Here is a 15,402-nt window from a genome sequence, read left to right as displayed (position 1 = left end):
ACGCCGTGAATCAAGCGGGTCATTTCTTCGGCAAGCACTCGCTGCGCCGCCGGCTTGCCGACAGAGCGATCCTCAAGCTCGATAGCATCGATATCTGCGAGAGACAAAAATGTGAAGTAGCGAAGGAATTTGTATACGTCCGCATCTGCCGTGCCAAGCCAGAATTGATAAAAGGCATACGGTGATGTCTTGGCTGGATCAAGCCAAATGGTGCCCGATTCGGTTTTACCAAACTTTGTACCATCTGCTTTCGTCACCAGTGGCATAGTTAAACCATGAACCGCGGCACCATGCTGGCGACGAGCGAGATCCACCCCCGCGATTATATTTCCCCACTGATCTGAGCCACCCAGTTGCAAGGTGCAACCGTGCCTCTTATATAGCTCTGAGAAATCCATACCCTGTAATAGCGAATAACTGAACTCGGTAAACGAGATACCAGAGCCCTCTCTATTTATACGCTGCTTTACCGACTCCTTGGCAATCATGCTATTTACAGAGAAGTGCTTACCAATATCACGCAAAAATTCAAGCGCCGACATAGGACCAAACCAATCTAGGTTATTGGCCACCTCAGCGGAGTTTTCGCCACAATCAAAATCAATAAACCGTGAAACCTGCGCTTTTAGACGATCAACCCAACCAGCCACTACATCAGGCGTATTTAATTGCCGCTCCTGCGCCTTAAAACTTGGATCACCAATAAGCCCTGTCGCTCCACCAACCAAGGCGATGGGCTTATGGCCTGCCTGCTGAAAACGACGCAGCGCTAATAAAGGTACAAGATGACCAATATGGAGACTGTCGGCGGTCGGATCAAAACCACAATACAGTGTGCGCGAGCCCTCAGAGAGATACTCACCCAAGCCATTCTCACCAGTCATCTGCGCAACCAGACCTCTTGCCTCTAACTCAGTGAGTAAATCTGCATTTACTGCTGTCATACACCGACCTTCATATATAAGAAGCGCAAATCACCATATAGGCAATCTGCAAAATTAGGAAAATACCGAAGAGCCGGCAAGATACAACAACCGACAACAAATGCAAACCGCGAAAAGCTGACAGGCCGGCCCGCCCAAGCTAGAATCTACTTTAAGTTTCGGTTTTTACGGGCTTTAAGCACGCAGTACATTTGTTATACTGCGTAAAAAACCATCAACAGGCATTTAGTAATTAGACTATGCAAAACTGGATACCCAAAAGGCACGCCGTTCGCAAAGGCACAAACGGCAAATTTCCGCGACGCCATTTGGCTCTTGCTGCATCGACTCTTATCGCACTTGGTTTGTCCCTACTACTATTGCCAGGCGAAAATGCCGAAGCAAAACGCACTGCAATTCCACTCAACCTAGAGCTCAGTCCAACAAGAGCCGCCAGCAGCTCAACAGACACTGCACCTATAATAGAAGAAACCGAAAAACCCTGGACTGAAGTACAGGTAAAATCTGGGGACTCACTTTCTGCCATCTTTAGCCGCGCAGATCTCACCCCCCAAGATCTTCATGAATTGCTCACAACAGCACCCAAGGCGAAAGCACTGAACAAGATCCGTCCGGGACAGAAGTTATCATTCCAAATAGATGATGGCGGCAAACTCGCCGCCTTGAGCTACCAAATAGACAAACTTAACAGCCTTGTTTTTGAGCGCGGCGTAACGGGCTTTGGCACTACCGAGCTTGCAGAAACCCCCGAAATTCGCCAGCGCGTCGCCAGCGCAACCATCACCTCGTCGCTGTATAAGGCTGCGCAAGACGCCGGCGTAAATCAAAGCATTATTATGGAGCTCGCCAATATTTTCGGTGGCGTCTTGGATTTCGTATACGACGTTCGCAAAGATGATTACTTCATTGTTATATATGAAGAGCTTTACTTAAATGGCGAACGCCTAGGCAGCGGGCAAATTCTCGCGGCGCAATACTTCAACCAAGGCCGCTCGTTTCAAGCCTATCGCTATATAAATAGCCGTGGCGATGTCGACTATTTCTCTGAAAGCGGCGAAAGCATGCGCAAGGCATTTTTGCGCGCGCCACTAGACTTCACACGCATCAGCTCTGGGTTCAACCCCAAACGCTTACACCCAGTGTTTAAAACCGTACGCCCACACCGCGGCATAGACTACGCAGCCCCCCGCGGAACGCCGGTATATGCAGCCGGCGATGGCCGAGTTTCAGACGCAGGCTACTCAAAAGCAAACGGCAACTACGTGTTCATCAAACACGGTGAGGCCTATATCACCAAATACCTGCATTTACATAAGCGCGCCGTGTCAAAAGGCGAGCGAGTTCGACAGCGTGAGACAATTGGCTGGGTGGGCTCCACTGGCTACGCGACGGGACCACACCTGCACTACGAATTTTTAGTTAATGGCGTACATCGCAATCCTGCAACAATCGTCACCAAGCTACCGCCACCGACCAAGGTGAGTGCTGGCGAGATGTCAATTTTCAAAAGCCAGATTTCTGGCATGCAACTCCAGCTAAAAACCTACGCTGCCCAGCGCAGTTACAACAATATTGACGCTGGCTAATGGTGTCGAAGTATATTGGATTGATGTCCGGCACTAGCCTAGACGGCATCGACGCAGCGCTAATTAGCGTCGATGAAGATGACAATATCCACTTCGAACACAGCATTTCGGCAATTCTGCCAGCCGAGCTAAAAACAGACATACTCACGCTCTGCGCTTCGAGCACCGACGAGATAGAGCTACTCGGCAAAACCGATCGAGAAATCGGCCGCGTGTTCGCCAATGCTGCTCTGCAACTCTGCACCAGTGCGAGTATCAGCCCCGCCGACGTCACCGCAATTGGCAGCCACGGCCAGACTGTGAGACACCGCCCACCAGACGCCACACGAAATAGAAATCAAGCATTTACCTTGCAAATTGGCGATCCGAATACAATCGCGGAATTAAGTGGTATCACCACCATCGCCGATTTTCGACGGCGCGATATTGCCGCCGGCGGCCAGGGAGCACCACTGGTACCCGCCTTTCACGCCGCGGCATTTGCTAGCGAGAACGAAGAGCGCGTTATTCTAAATATTGGCGGCATGGCCAATATTAGCCTTCTAAAGATAAATGGCGATGTTATCGGTTTCGATACCGGACCCGGCAATGTACTGATGGATAGCTGGATACACACTAGCCTAGGGCAAGACTTTGATCGCGACGGCAACTGGGCAGCCAGCGGCAAATCCGATGCAGAATTATTAGAGCACTTTTTACAGCTGCCGTTTTACGCCCAATCTGGCCCCAAAAGCACAGGACGCGAGCAATTCAATCAACAATCCATTTTCGATGCTTTACGCCATTTCCCGAGCATTGCGCCAGAGAATGTGCAGGCAACATTATTGGAACTCACGGCGCGCAGTATTAGCGATGCCATAGAAAAGTCCAGCGCAGGCACGACACCGGTTTTTATATGCGGCGGCGGCAGCGCCAACCTCGCACTTTGCAAACGTATTAGCGCGCTACTTCCCGACCGTCGAGTTGAAGATACCCGCATGCTTGGCATTCCACCCGACTGGGTAGAAGCGGTAGCATTTGCATGGCTAGCCAAACAAACGCTAAACCAGCTTCCTGGCAACGTTCCGGCTGTTACCGGCGCCGACGGACCACGCATACTGGGCGCAATTTATCCTGCATAATTAGATGCAAAATCGAACAGCACGGGAAATAAGAAAGAGAATGGTACACAGATCGGCCCAACGAGCGTCAGGCCGAGATAAAACTAAACCGAAAACGAAGACCCACAACCACAGGTGGTACTCGCATTTGGATTGCTGACCACAAAGCGCGAGCCCTCAAGCCCCTCTGTGTAATCAACCTGCGCACCGTCAATGTACTGATAACTTAATGGATCGACCAGCACAGTAACGCCATCGCGCTGCACCAGCGTGTCATCTTCTTCAGCAATTTCATCAAATGTGAAACCGTACTGAAATCCAGAGCAACCACCACCAGTAACAAATACGCGTAACTTCAAATCATCGTTAGCTTCTGACTCGACTAGGCTTCTAACCTTTGCCACCGCCTTATCCGTCAATGTTAGGACTGACGGCGTGAATTGTTCAACCGCAGACATATATCACCTCGCTACTACATTGGTACAAATTTGTACCACAACTGACGTAATTATCGGCTTTCCCGACTAATTTAGTCAAGTATTAAAGCCCTAACAGCAAACTACGGCAGCAAGGCCAAGCCCTGCAGCCCCATTGTCTCTGGCAAGCCGAACATAATATTCATATTCTGAATAGCCTGACCAGAAGCGCCCTTCACCAAGTTATCGATAACCGACAAGACCACCACGGTATCTCTATTCTGCGGACGGTACAGCGCCAAGCGGCAGGTGTTTGCACCCCGTACCGAGCGGGTTTGCGGCAAACTGCCCAAAGGCATTACATCAACAAACGGGGCGTCGGCGTAGCGCTTTTCGAACATAAACTGCAGCTCATCCAAAGATACCGCCGGATCCAGCAACTCTGAAAACAAGGTGGCGTGAATGCCACGCACCTGCGGCAACAAGTGCGGCGTAAAGGTAAGATTAACCGGCCCCTCAGCAGCTAAAGCCAACTCCTGCTCAATTTCAGGCAAATGACGGTGCCCCGCCACACCATAGGCCTTAAAGCTTTCAGACAATTCCGCATAAATATTATCTAGCTTGGCCTGACGCCCTGCGCCACTCACACCCGACGCAGCACTCGCAATCAAACGCTTAGGGTCAACCAACTTCTGTTCAAGCAGTGGAATCAGCCCAAGCTCCACCGCTGTTGGATAACAGCCAGGGCAGGCAATCAGCTTTGCATCGCGAATCTTAGCTGCATTGCGCTCTGGCAAGCCGTAAACCGCTGTCGCCAACACATCTGGGCACACGTGCTCTTCGTTGTACCATTTAGACCAAAGCGCTGCGTCGCTGATTCGGAAATCCGCCGACAGGTCCACGATACGCGTTCCCGCCGCCAATAGTTCAGGCACCATATTCATCGCGACATTATGGGGTGTCGCAAAAAATACCACGTCACAACTCGCCAGCGCGTTTACATCCGGCGCGGTAAAACGCAGATCAATAGCACCGCGCAAACTCGGAAACAATTCATCAACGGCAACACCGTCTTCAGCGCGGGAGGTAATCATCGCCACCTCAGCCTCGGCATGGGTAGACAATAAACGTAGCAACTCTGCACCGGTGTAGCCTGTACCGCCTACTATTCCAACTTTTAACACCCGAATATTCCTCTCTTAACGCTGTTCATTCTTTTGCTCAGCAAGGGGCTTATCTGTCGCCACTGCCAAACCTGACTCTTCCTTTTCACGCAGCAAGTAATCCCAGCTACGCACTAAATCTCTTGCTAATACGTGGTACACCGGCTCCGTCATTACGAGCTTCGACACCGCTGTTGCCACAAGTGCACTGACCATTAATGCGGGCAGTATGTCATGATTATTACCCGTCAGTTCCAACACAATAACAAATGCGGTAATCGGCCGCTGCACTACCCCCGCAAAATAACTGGCCATGCCAACCAAAATTAACGATACCGCAGGCACCTGTGGAAATAGGGGGCCCATCACCGAACCAAGCTCAGCACCTGCCGCCAAACTCGGTGAAAAAATACCACCGGGCACGCCACTGAAGTACGTCAGCAAGGTTGCCAGTATTTTACCACCCGCGGTCAACCAACTACCTTCCGCCTGCCCTGCCAGCAGGGCTTTTGCCTCTACATAGCCGCTACCCATCGTAAGGCCACCGGACAGAATCGCCATACCAGCTAAAAATATACCGATAATAAACGCGACTCGCAGTGGTCGCCGCGTTACAAAGGGTGCTATAGCCCGATTACCCTGCACTAAAAACAAACTAAACAAGCCACCCAGCAAACCACAGACTACGCTTACCCCAATAATATAAGGGTAATCAGACAAGGGCATTGCCGTGACATCGGGAACACCAAAATAGCTATAGTGCCCAGCAAATGCCAGTACAACCACCCCCGAGAGAATGATCGCCATAATAAATGTACCAGTGGTTCGCGCCTCCATCGACTGCTGAAGCTCTTCAATTGCAAACACGATACCCGCCAGCGGCGCGTTAAACGCTGCCGACACCCCTGCAGCACCGCCGGCAACAATCAAACTGCTTTCCACTTGACGCTGTTTCAACTTGGCCCAAGTGCCAAATTTATACATTAAAGCCGCGCCAACATGAACACTCGGTCCCTCTCGCCCAACCGTTGCACCGACCAATAAGCCGGCGCAGGTTAACAGCACTTTTAATATGGCCACTCGCAATGACAGAAACGGACCACGCAACCAGTGATAGCTCTGCTTATGCGCCAGCAGTACCTGCGGAATACCACTGCCTCTGGCCGCCTTTCCCCCTAAATTCATTACCCACACAATAGCCATTAGCCCAAAGGGGGTGATTACCAAAAAAGCATAGGGGTAGCGATCAAAAACATGCTGGGTAATTGAGAAGCTTTCTTCCGACAACCACGCGAAACTTTGGATAACCAGACCAACAGTTAAGGCCCCAAACCAAAATACACCGCGGGTTTTCCAGTCTTCTACGGTACCCAATTGCCGACGCGTATGACGGTTGCCCAGCGTCCACCACAGACGAAGTCTGCGAGCAGTCTGGGTACGTTTACGATTGGCAGTCATGCAATAGGGGCCTGTGCAGGCGGCAGAGCTTAATCAGAATGTGCCGATAAAAATGGTGCGGCGGGCCGCAATTGGCTGACAGATATTGTATGCTAATTCACCGACAACACCCAGTGCTCAGAAACGTGATTTTATCCAAACGGCGCAATGCGACTGCTTAACGTCGCTTTATGCCACGGCACCCCGTACAAATAAGCTAGGTAAATCATCATGCTTTGGTTAAAAGCCTTCCACATTATTGCCGTCATTTGCTGGTTTGCCGGCATTTTCTACCTGCCTAGATTATTTGTTTACCATGCAATGGCGGAAGATCAAGCAACCCGTAATCACCTAAAAACCATGGAGCGTAAGCTCTACCGTTTCATCAGCCCCTTTGCGGTATTAACCATCGTGTTTGGCGCTTTACTGATCGCACCGAATATTGATTACTACCTGCAGGCTGGTTGGCTGCACTTAAAATTACTCTTCGTTATTGGGCTTGTTGCCTACCACTTATACTGCGGCCACCTAGTTAAAGTTTTTGCCAACGACAGCAATCAGCGCCAACACGTTTTTTATCGCTGGTTTAATGAAGCCCCTGTTATCGCCCTATTTGCCATTGTATTGCTGGTGGTACTCAAACCCTTTTGAGCCCAGTCAACCCCGCACTAGCGATAATGTACCCAGCGCGGGATAATGCCCGCATACACTTTTCACAATTAAGATCTTTATATGACTAGCTCCGAACACTTATTTGAAATCGCCCGCCAACGTATCCCCGGAGGCGTCAACAGTCCGGTGCGCGCCTTTAAAGCAGTCGGCGGCACGCCAAAATTTATCGACCACGCATCCGGACCATACCTCTTCGACACCGAGGGTAAAAAGTACATCGATTATGTATTGTCTTGGGGCCCCATGTTACTCGGCCACGCCCACCCAGATGTCATTGCAAGCGTTACCGCCCAGCTCCAAAAAGGCCTTAGCTTTGGCGCACCAACAGAAATAGAAACCCAGCTCGCCGAAAAGCTCTGCAGTATCATGCCCGGCATGGACATGGTTCGCATGGTTAACTCCGGCACCGAAGCCACCATGAGCGCCATCCGCCTTGCGCGGGGTTATACCAAACGCGACAAAATCATCAAATTTGAAGGCTGCTATCACGGCCACTCAGACTCCTTGCTAATAAAAGCCGGCTCAGGCGCGCTAACAATGGGCGTACCGAGTTCGCCCGGTGTTCCCGCTGCACTGGCAGAACACACCATCACCCTGAGCTACAACGACATAGACGGCGTACGCGCCGCCTTTGCCGAGTATGGCGAACAAGTTGCCTGCATTATCGTGGAACCGGTTGCCGGCAATATGAATTGCGTACCGCCCATACCAGGTTTTCTCGAATGCCTAAGAGAGTGCTGCGACGATAACGGTGCAGTTTTCATTATTGATGAAGTCATGACCGGCTTCCGCCTAGGCCTGCAAGGTGCGCAGGGCTATTACGGCGTGAGCGCAGACCTGACTTGTCTGGGCAAAGTCATAGGCGGCGGCATGCCGGTAGCCGCGTTCGGCGGCAAGCGTGAAATCATGGAACACATTGCCCCCAGCGGGCCGGTCTACCAAGCTGGCACCTTATCTGGCAATCCCATTGCGATGGCGGCCGGGCTTTGCATGCTAAAACACATCGAAAAGGACGGCTTTTACGAGCCAGTTTTCCACGCAACCGATATGCTTGTTGAAGGCTTAAGAGAGCGCGCCAAGGCTGCCAACATCCCCATGACCAGCAACCACGTTGGCAGCATGTTTGGGGTATTTTTTACCGATGCCGAACACATCACCAACTACCAACAAGTCATGGCCTGCGACACCGAGCGCTTCAATCGCTTTTTCCACGGCATGCTAGAAGGTGGCGTTTACCTAGCCCCCGCCTCCTACGAAGCAGGCTTTCTGTCATCGGCCCACAGTGACGCCGATATTAACGACACTTTAGATGTTGCGGAACGTGTTTTCGCTACACTCCGCTGAGGTAGGTCAATGACTAAATCACTTGAACGCGGTGCCTTTCCCAATACTCGACTTCGCCGCCTGCGCGCCAAAGACTTTACACGGCGGTTAATGCGCGAAAACCAACTTGGTGTCGACGACCTGATCTACCCCATGTTCGTATGCGAAGGTAGCGATACTCGGCAAAGTATAAAATCCATGCCGGGTATTGAACGCCTGAGCTTGGACTTAATGGTCACAGAGGCTAAGCTCCTCGCAAGCCTTGGCATACCCGCCATCGCACTTTTCCCCGTGGTCGGCGCAGACAAAAAGTCACTACTTGCGGAAGAGGCCTACAATCCAAATGGACTAGCTCAAAACACGATAAAAGCGATTAAAGATGCCGTTCCCGAGCTCGGGATTATCACCGACGTCGCCCTCGACCCCTACACCACCCACGGGCAAGACGGCATCATCGACGACACTGGCTATGTATTAAACGACCGCACCGTAGAAACCTTATGCCTGCAAGCCCAAGCGCAAGCGGATGCCGGCGCCGATATTGTCGCTCCCTCGGACATGATGGACGGACGTATCGGCGCAATACGCCAAGCGCTTGAAAACACAGGGCACATCAACACCTGCATACTGAGCTACGCTGCAAAATACGCCTCAGCGTATTACGGCCCGTTTCGCGACGCCGTAGGTTCAGCGGGAAATTTAGGTGGCGGCAACAAATACACCTACCAAATGGACCCCGCGAATAGCGACGAGGCCCTGCACGAATGCGCGCTGGACTTGGCAGAAGGGGCCGACATGATCATGGTAAAACCCGGCATGCCCTACCTCGACATTATCCGCCGTGTTAAAGACGAACTAGCAGTACCCACCTATGCCTACCAAGTCAGCGGTGAATACGCCATGCACTGTGCGGCATTTGAAAACGGCTGGTTAGATAAAAATGCGGTCATGATGGAGTCGCTGCTCGCCTTTAAGCGCGCCGGCGCAGATGGGATACTCACGTATTTCGCCAAAGACGTGGCATTATTACTTAACAAGTAGTGTTTACGCTGTCACATGCAACGCTTATCGTTACGATGAATAAAACGACATACTACAGGGGATCTACCATGCAAAAACGACTGATAGCCTTGGCAATACTCGCAGCGAGCGCATCTGTTGCTACTCAGGCTGATATTGTCGGTGCCACCGCAGGCGCCTATATGTGGAAGCAAAGCTGGGAAGGTGATGTAAAAGCAGGTTCTCAAAGCGTAGATATGAATAAGGACCTAGGTTATGACGACGAAACGGGCAAAAGCTTTTATGTAGCCCTAGAGCATCCAGTTCCTGTCATACCCAATATTCGCCTGCAACGCACTGATCTCGATATTTCCGAGCAGGGCACATTAACAAAAAGCTTCACCTTCGATGGCAAAGGCTATGCGCAAAGTGAAGTCGTAGATTCAACGACTGACCTAAGCCACACCGACGCCACCCTGTACTACGAAATTTTAGACAACTGGGTCAATCTTGACGTTGGTGTAACCGTGCGTATGTTCGACGGTGAAGTGAGTATAAAAGGTACAAGTGGCGAAGGCGCCATCGACCTTGATGCACCCGTACCAATGGGCTATATCAATGCACGCTTTGATCTGCCGCTGACTGGGCTGTACGCATCTGGCCTCGTAAACGTCATTTCCTACGGCGACAATAAAATCTCTGACGTCACCCTTGGCCTCGGCTACGAGCTAGGTATTGTCGGCCTAGAAATCGGCTACCGTAATTTCGACGTCGATCTTGAAGATGACAATGAAGAGGCCAATGTCACCGTTGATGGCTACTTTTTAGCAGTGGTTATCGACATCTAGTCAGCATCAGAACCTACAAAAAGGCGCATTTCTATTGCGCCTTTTTTGTTTAGTGTTGTCCTATAACTACACAGCTAACTATTTGCCCTACAACACGCCATAAAATGAAAAGTACTATGTTGAAAGCACTTCCGGTCATAGCCGGCCTTTTTTTCAGCCCGCTCGCATCAGCTTGCGAATGCTTGTGGGAAGGACCATTCAAGTCTGTTTATAGCGAAGCAGATCTGGTCGTTTACGGCGAGGTCAGCGCCCGCCAAGGCAACGGCTTTGATCTTGTAGTAGACACCATATTTCAGGGCAGCGAGTACCGCGAACAAATTCGGGTATGGGGCAAAAAAGACGATTTATGCCGCCCAGAGGTAGACGAATTCACCCCAGGCAGCCAGTGGGTTATGGCGCTCAAGCGCATCGACAATCCACCAGCCGACGCCTTCAATCCCTTTAAAGCCAATATCAGCTTTGGTCGCCAAGATGACTTCAGTCTATCTAGCTGCGGTGTTTATTGGCTACCGGTCAAACAGCAGCGAGTGTCAGGAAATATTCTAGACGGCTCTCGCTGGCAGTACCTAGACACCAAAAAGACGCCGGTTATCATGCCCGTGTTTGAAGCGTGGATAAAAAACATTCTGCCCGATGACGCCATAGCTGAGGCGGTAAAGCCACAAACCCGGGCAAGACAACTACTAAATGAAACCAAAATTCATTTATGGGAACAGCAGCGCAACCCGCTGCCGGACGCGGAAGACTTAGATTTTCGACCGCCCACAAGACTTGAAGATATCGCCCTGCCTGAAAACAACGACAACTCAAACGAGACTGAGTAGCTCGTCCAACATTTTTAGGGACATCCCCCAAATTCGGCGCTTACCAAAATGGTAGCAGGGCAAAGTCATCGCCAACTTACCACGGCGCCACTCCATCGTATCGCGCTGGCTGGGATCCATTAAAAAGCTCAGCGGAATCCACACTGCCTCCGCTACCTCGTGGTTTGCCTGAATGCTGACCGCGGTGTGCAATTTAAAAACATAGGGCGTCACAACCATCGGCCGCCGACCGGAATGCGGGCGACTAACGATATCTGACAAGCGGCCAATACAGTGGCCCGCTTTTTCTAAATAAATGCCCGTCTCTTCCTCGGTTTCTCTAATCGCGGTACGCAAACCGGTAACATCATCTCGATCCATTCTTCCGCCGGGAAACGCCATATGCCCCGACCAAGGATCGCCCTCACGATCGGCTCGTTTAATCATTAGCACTTCAATATGGTCGTTCAGCTCTCGTAAGATTAGCGCCACCGCTGAGCGCTTCACCCAGCGTCGCCACCATCGCTGGCGGGGCTTAAACTTATCTAAACGCTCAATAATATGCTGAAGCGCCACCTCTTCCGACGTTTTACCGCTCAATACAAACCCCTAAAATTCAAACCCACGACGATCATCTTGGCCGTGCTAACATTGCTATATAATAGCATTGTAGGCGGCTGGGCCGACGACAATCCCACCCAGCATTGAGAATTGAAAGCATAGCCATGACGAAAACAGACATTATTGGTCGCCATGATCTTGAGATACTACTCAGGCATTTTTACCAAGATGTTCTAACAGATCCCATCATCGGCTTTTATTTCACAGACGTCATACCGTTTTCATTGGAGCACCATCTGCCACGTGTTATCGACTTTTGGGCACAACTACTTTTTGGCGAAATGTCTTACCAGGGACAGCTGTTTGAGCGCCACCAAAACCTTCACCGCCAAGCCAAACTCAGCCAACACCATTTTCACCGCTGGCTATACCTGCTAAACAACAGTATCGACCTGCTATTTGAAGGTAAAAACTGCACCGCGATGAAAACCCGAGCGGCCCGCATTGCAAATTCAATGGGAGAGGCTCTGGAGCAAAAAGCACCGCCCAGCACCACCCTCGACGGTGTACAATTTTTTAATCCGAATTAATTATCCATACAAGCGACGAAGACGGGAAACAGCTTCCTCTAATCGATCAAGCCCAGTGGTGTAGGCAAATCGAACATGTTGATCTGCCTTATAGCGGCCGAAATCCTCACCAGGGGTAATAGCAATGCCGTGATTTTCTAATAAATCTAAGCACAGGCGCTGGCTAGTCGTTTTAAATCGCTCAATACCCGCATACAAATACAAAGCACCAGCAGGACAATGGGGAATATCGAACCCCAAATCCCGCAACGCCGGTAATAAATAATCACGCCGCGCTGCAAATTCATCCCTGCGCCGATTAAGCTCAACGCGAGTATCTGGCTCAAAAGCGGCCAAGGCTGCATATTGAGCCATGGTAGACATGGAGATAAAAAAGTTCTGCGCCAGTTTTTCCAAATGCGGCACCGCCTCTTCCGGCGCGACCAGCCAACCCAGACGCCAACCTGTCATGCCAAAGTATTTAGAGAAGCTATTAATCACAAAGGCTTTATCTGTCATCGCCAAAATACTGGGGGCATCCACGCCATAATTTAAACCGTGATATATTTCGTCAACGATTAAATGGCCCTGCTTCTTCTCACACAAAGCCTGTAAATCCCTCAACTGCGCGGCAGTTAATATTTCACCCGTCGGATTCGCCGGCGACGCCACCATAATACCCTTGGTATTTGCCTGCCAATATTGCTCTGCTTTCTCTGCACTTAACTGAAAACGATCTTCTGGCCCAACCGGTACCAACTGCCCTTCACCTTCCACCAAACGCAAAAAATGCCGGTTGCAGGGGTAACCTGGATCCGTCATTAGCATGCCTTCACCCGGGTTAATTAATAGCCCCGCCAACAACAGCAATGCACCCGAGGCCCCAGGTGTAATCATGATCCGCTCGGGGGCAATATCCAGCCCGTAGTCGCTACGGTAGTAACGCGAGATTGCTTGGCGCAACTCGGGAATACCCGTCGCCGGCGTATAGTGTGTTTCTCCTCTATCCAGCGACGCCTTAGCGGCATTAACAACTGCAGCAACCGTACTAAAGTCAGGCTCGCCGGCCTCCATATGCACGATGTCACGGCCCGCAGCAGCTAGTTGCTTTGCCCGCGTTAACACTTCAACGACTCGAAATGGCTCTATATCGGCAAGCCGATGCGCAAAGGAGTTTTTCACCTATACTTCTACCTATTGGATAAAAATGGGAGTTTAGCTTTATCCTCATCACCTTAACATCACCATATCAGGGTAGTGGATGCACTAAAGGTGAATTTCGTGTAGCGCGAGCGGCTCATATCTGGTAGTTTTGCCGGTTTGGCGACACAGCGTCGTCGCGCATGTCCGCAGTTTGCGGTTAACGGCTTGTACAGAAGAGGGCCAGCCATGCCTGCACAGCAGAGTACACCTGAGAATTTAAAAACTTTCGTCCCTTATAAAGAAAAAAAGGGCGAAAAATACATGAACGAAGATCAGAAGGAGCACTTTCGCCAAATTCTGCTTAGCTGGAAGGCTGAGCTGATGGAAGAAGTAGACCGTACTGTAAGTCACATGAAAGACGAGGCAGCAAACTTTCCCGACCCCGCAGATCGTGCGACTCAGGAAGAAGAGTTTAGCCTTGAGTTGCGCACCCGTGACCGCGAGCGCAAGCTCATCAAGAAGATTGACTCTACCCTCAATCTGATTGACGAAGACGATTACGGCTTTTGCGATACCTGTGGCGTAGACATTGGCATTAAACGCCTTGAAGCCAGACCAACTGCAACCTTGTGCATTGATTGTAAAACGCTAGACGAAATCAAAGAACGCCAAGAACGCGGTTAATCTATATGGGCGGCTTCCCGCCGCCCATATAAGCAGGCTTGCTATGTCAGTCTCCAATACCGACTATATTGGCCGGTTTGCCCCCTCCCCCAGCGGCCCACTCCATCTCGGTTCCCTACTTACCGCAGTCGCCAGCTATCTCGATGCACGCGCCAAGCACGGCAAATGGCTATTGCGCCTAGAAGATATTGACCCACCACGGGAACAAGAGGGAGCGGCAAACCTCATTATTAATAGCCTCATCGCCCACGGCCTAAAATGGGATGGCGATATTCTTTGGCAAAGCCAGCGAAGCAAGCATTACGACACCGCATTAAACCAGTTATTAAACAATCAACGTGCCTACTACTGCAGCTGTTCCCGCGCTCAACTCAACAGCACCGGCGGCATACATCCAGAATCCTGCCTTCAAGCTTTCACGCCCGGCGACGCAGCTATTCGCCTCAAGATCGAACAGCACAACGTAGAATTTGTGGACCGCGTACAGGGCCCCCAATGCTTTCAAAGTAAGAATATTGGCGACCCCGTTCTCAAACGTCGAGATGGACTTTATGCCTATCAGCTCGCCGTCGTTGTCGACGATGCCGAGCAAGAAATTACCGATATTGTTCGCGGCGTAGACTTACTCGACGCGACCGCATGGCAAATTCATTTACAAGAGGCACTTTCGCTACAGACTATTCGTTACCTGCATCTTCCCGTTATTGTCGGCGACGACGGCCACAAACTCAGCAAACAAAGTTTTGCCCCCGCCATAGATGATCAAACCGCCAAAACGAACCTGCTTCAGGTATTGCGCTATTTAGGACAAACACCCCCGCCGGCAGAACTAAATATTGCCGAGCTCTTACAATGGGCTACTCAACATTGGCGGACTGACCACATACCAAGCCAAACCGCACTTAGCCTGCAAAGCAGCTAGCAATGTTTTGCAGTTTGATAGCGGCTCCAGTAACATCAGTTCGACATTGAAAGTCTCGCGGCCACCATGCAAATTCACTCCTCATTACTGCTTCTAGCGACCTTTACCTTTATCTTTGCACCGGCACTAAACCGGTGGCTGAGCGACGCCAGTAGCGTGTGGTATCTCCATCATGTAGTTTGGCTGCTGATCATTATTTTTGTCTTTATTAGCCTATATCAGCAGCGCCGCA

Annotated in this window: 16 protein-coding genes (1 of these 16 cut by a window edge); 10 read left to right on the top strand and 6 right to left on the bottom strand. The window is 50.8% G+C overall.

Annotation, left to right across the window (positions count from 1 at the left end):
* On the bottom strand, window positions 1–944 hold the 5' portion of the coding sequence (tyrS, locus tag C0068_RS10430; protein ID WP_103684437.1) for a tyrosine--tRNA ligase. The gene continues 358 nt to the left of window position 1, outside the view; the window shows 944 of its 1,302 coding nt (coding positions 1–944); it begins with the start codon at window positions 942–944; its stop codon lies beyond the left edge, outside the window.
* Window positions 945–1,183: 239 nt separating this feature from the next.
* Between tyrS and C0068_RS10425 the strand changes: the two genes are divergently transcribed.
* A complete protein-coding gene (locus C0068_RS10425) occupies window positions 1,184–2,530 on the top strand; it encodes a peptidoglycan DD-metalloendopeptidase family protein (RefSeq protein WP_103684436.1) in 1,347 nt (448 codons plus the stop codon).
* Window positions 2,530–3,651 (top strand): anhydro-N-acetylmuramic acid kinase, encoded by a 1,122-nt coding sequence (locus C0068_RS10420; protein WP_199176153.1) that lies wholly within the window; start codon window positions 2,530–2,532, stop codon window positions 3,649–3,651. Before C0068_RS10425 ends, C0068_RS10420 begins: the two co-directional genes overlap by 1 nt.
* An 83-nt stretch (window positions 3,652–3,734) precedes the next feature.
* Here C0068_RS10420 and erpA read toward each other — a convergent pair whose 3' ends face one another.
* The 3 genes from erpA to C0068_RS10405 all read right to left on the bottom strand — a co-directional run bounded on the left by erpA (window position 3,735) and on the right by C0068_RS10405 (window position 6,667).
* A complete protein-coding gene (erpA, locus tag C0068_RS10415) occupies window positions 3,735–4,088 on the bottom strand; it encodes an iron-sulfur cluster insertion protein ErpA (RefSeq protein WP_103684435.1) in 354 nt (117 codons plus the stop codon).
* Between the two features lie 101 nt (window positions 4,089–4,189).
* The gene (gene argC / locus C0068_RS10410) at window positions 4,190–5,230 is read right to left on the bottom strand and encodes an N-acetyl-gamma-glutamyl-phosphate reductase (protein WP_103684434.1); all 1,041 of its coding nucleotides are present in this window, start codon (window positions 5,228–5,230) and stop codon (window positions 4,190–4,192) included.
* Window positions 5,231–5,245: 15 nt separating this feature from the next.
* Entirely contained in the window at window positions 5,246–6,667 is a 1,422-nt protein-coding gene (locus C0068_RS10405) for a chloride channel protein (RefSeq protein WP_233208794.1), read from the bottom strand.
* Window positions 6,668–6,877: 210 nt separating this feature from the next.
* On the opposite strand from C0068_RS10405, the gene hemJ reads away from it, so the two are divergent.
* The 5 genes from hemJ (at window position 6,878) to C0068_RS10380 (ending at window position 11,312) form a co-directional block, all read left to right on the top strand.
* Window positions 6,878–7,297 carry a protoporphyrinogen oxidase HemJ gene (gene hemJ, locus C0068_RS10400; RefSeq protein WP_103684433.1) on the top strand — a complete coding sequence of 140 codons (420 nt, stop codon included), beginning with the start codon at window positions 6,878–6,880 and terminating at the stop codon, window positions 7,295–7,297.
* 81 nt (window positions 7,298–7,378) lie between these two features.
* Window positions 7,379–8,662: a glutamate-1-semialdehyde 2,1-aminomutase gene (gene hemL / locus C0068_RS10395; RefSeq protein WP_103684432.1), complete on the top strand. Its 1,284-nt coding sequence runs from the start codon at window positions 7,379–7,381 to the stop codon at window positions 8,660–8,662.
* 9 nt (window positions 8,663–8,671) lie between these two features.
* Window positions 8,672–9,682 (top strand): porphobilinogen synthase, encoded by a 1,011-nt coding sequence (gene hemB / locus C0068_RS10390; protein ID WP_103684431.1) that lies wholly within the window; start codon window positions 8,672–8,674, stop codon window positions 9,680–9,682.
* A gap of 68 nt (window positions 9,683–9,750) precedes the next feature.
* Entirely contained in the window at window positions 9,751–10,488 is a 738-nt protein-coding gene (locus C0068_RS10385; protein ID WP_103684430.1) for a TIGR04219 family outer membrane beta-barrel protein, read from the top strand.
* Between the two features lie 116 nt (window positions 10,489–10,604).
* Window positions 10,605–11,312 (top strand): hypothetical protein, encoded by a 708-nt coding sequence (locus tag C0068_RS10380; RefSeq protein WP_146047874.1) that lies wholly within the window; start codon window positions 10,605–10,607, stop codon window positions 11,310–11,312.
* On the opposite strand, the gene C0068_RS10375 is transcribed toward C0068_RS10380, so the two are convergent.
* Window positions 11,295–11,891, bottom strand: a complete 597-nt coding sequence (locus C0068_RS10375) for an NUDIX hydrolase (protein ID WP_103684428.1) — start codon at window positions 11,889–11,891, stop codon at window positions 11,295–11,297. The two genes, C0068_RS10380 and C0068_RS10375, sit on opposite strands and share 18 nt — an antisense overlap.
* Window positions 11,892–12,016: 125 nt before the next feature.
* On the opposite strand from C0068_RS10375, the gene C0068_RS10370 reads away from it, so the two are divergent.
* A complete protein-coding gene (locus tag C0068_RS10370) occupies window positions 12,017–12,442 on the top strand; it encodes a group III truncated hemoglobin (RefSeq protein WP_103684427.1) in 426 nt (141 codons plus the stop codon).
* On the opposite strand, the gene C0068_RS10365 is transcribed toward C0068_RS10370, so the two are convergent.
* A complete protein-coding gene (locus C0068_RS10365; RefSeq protein ID WP_103684426.1) occupies window positions 12,443–13,603 on the bottom strand; it encodes a pyridoxal phosphate-dependent aminotransferase in 1,161 nt (386 codons plus the stop codon).
* Between the two features lie 207 nt (window positions 13,604–13,810).
* On the opposite strand from C0068_RS10365, the gene dksA reads away from it, so the two are divergent.
* The gene (gene dksA / locus C0068_RS10360) at window positions 13,811–14,248 is read left to right on the top strand and encodes an RNA polymerase-binding protein DksA (RefSeq protein WP_103684425.1); all 438 of its coding nucleotides are present in this window, start codon (window positions 13,811–13,813) and stop codon (window positions 14,246–14,248) included.
* Window positions 14,249–14,291: 43 nt separating this feature from the next.
* Window positions 14,292–15,170, top strand: a complete 879-nt coding sequence (gene gluQRS, locus C0068_RS10355; RefSeq protein ID WP_103684424.1) for a tRNA glutamyl-Q(34) synthetase GluQRS — start codon at window positions 14,292–14,294, stop codon at window positions 15,168–15,170.
* The last annotated feature ends 232 nt before the right edge of the window (window positions 15,171–15,402 follow it).

Origin of the sequence: Zhongshania marina (genome assembly GCF_002915595.1) — a bacterium.
Lineage (GTDB): Bacteria > Pseudomonadota > Gammaproteobacteria > Pseudomonadales > Spongiibacteraceae > Spongiibacter > Spongiibacter marinus_B.
Note: the sequence above shows the minus strand (reverse complement) of the source record. Positions and strands in the feature narration are given on the sequence as shown.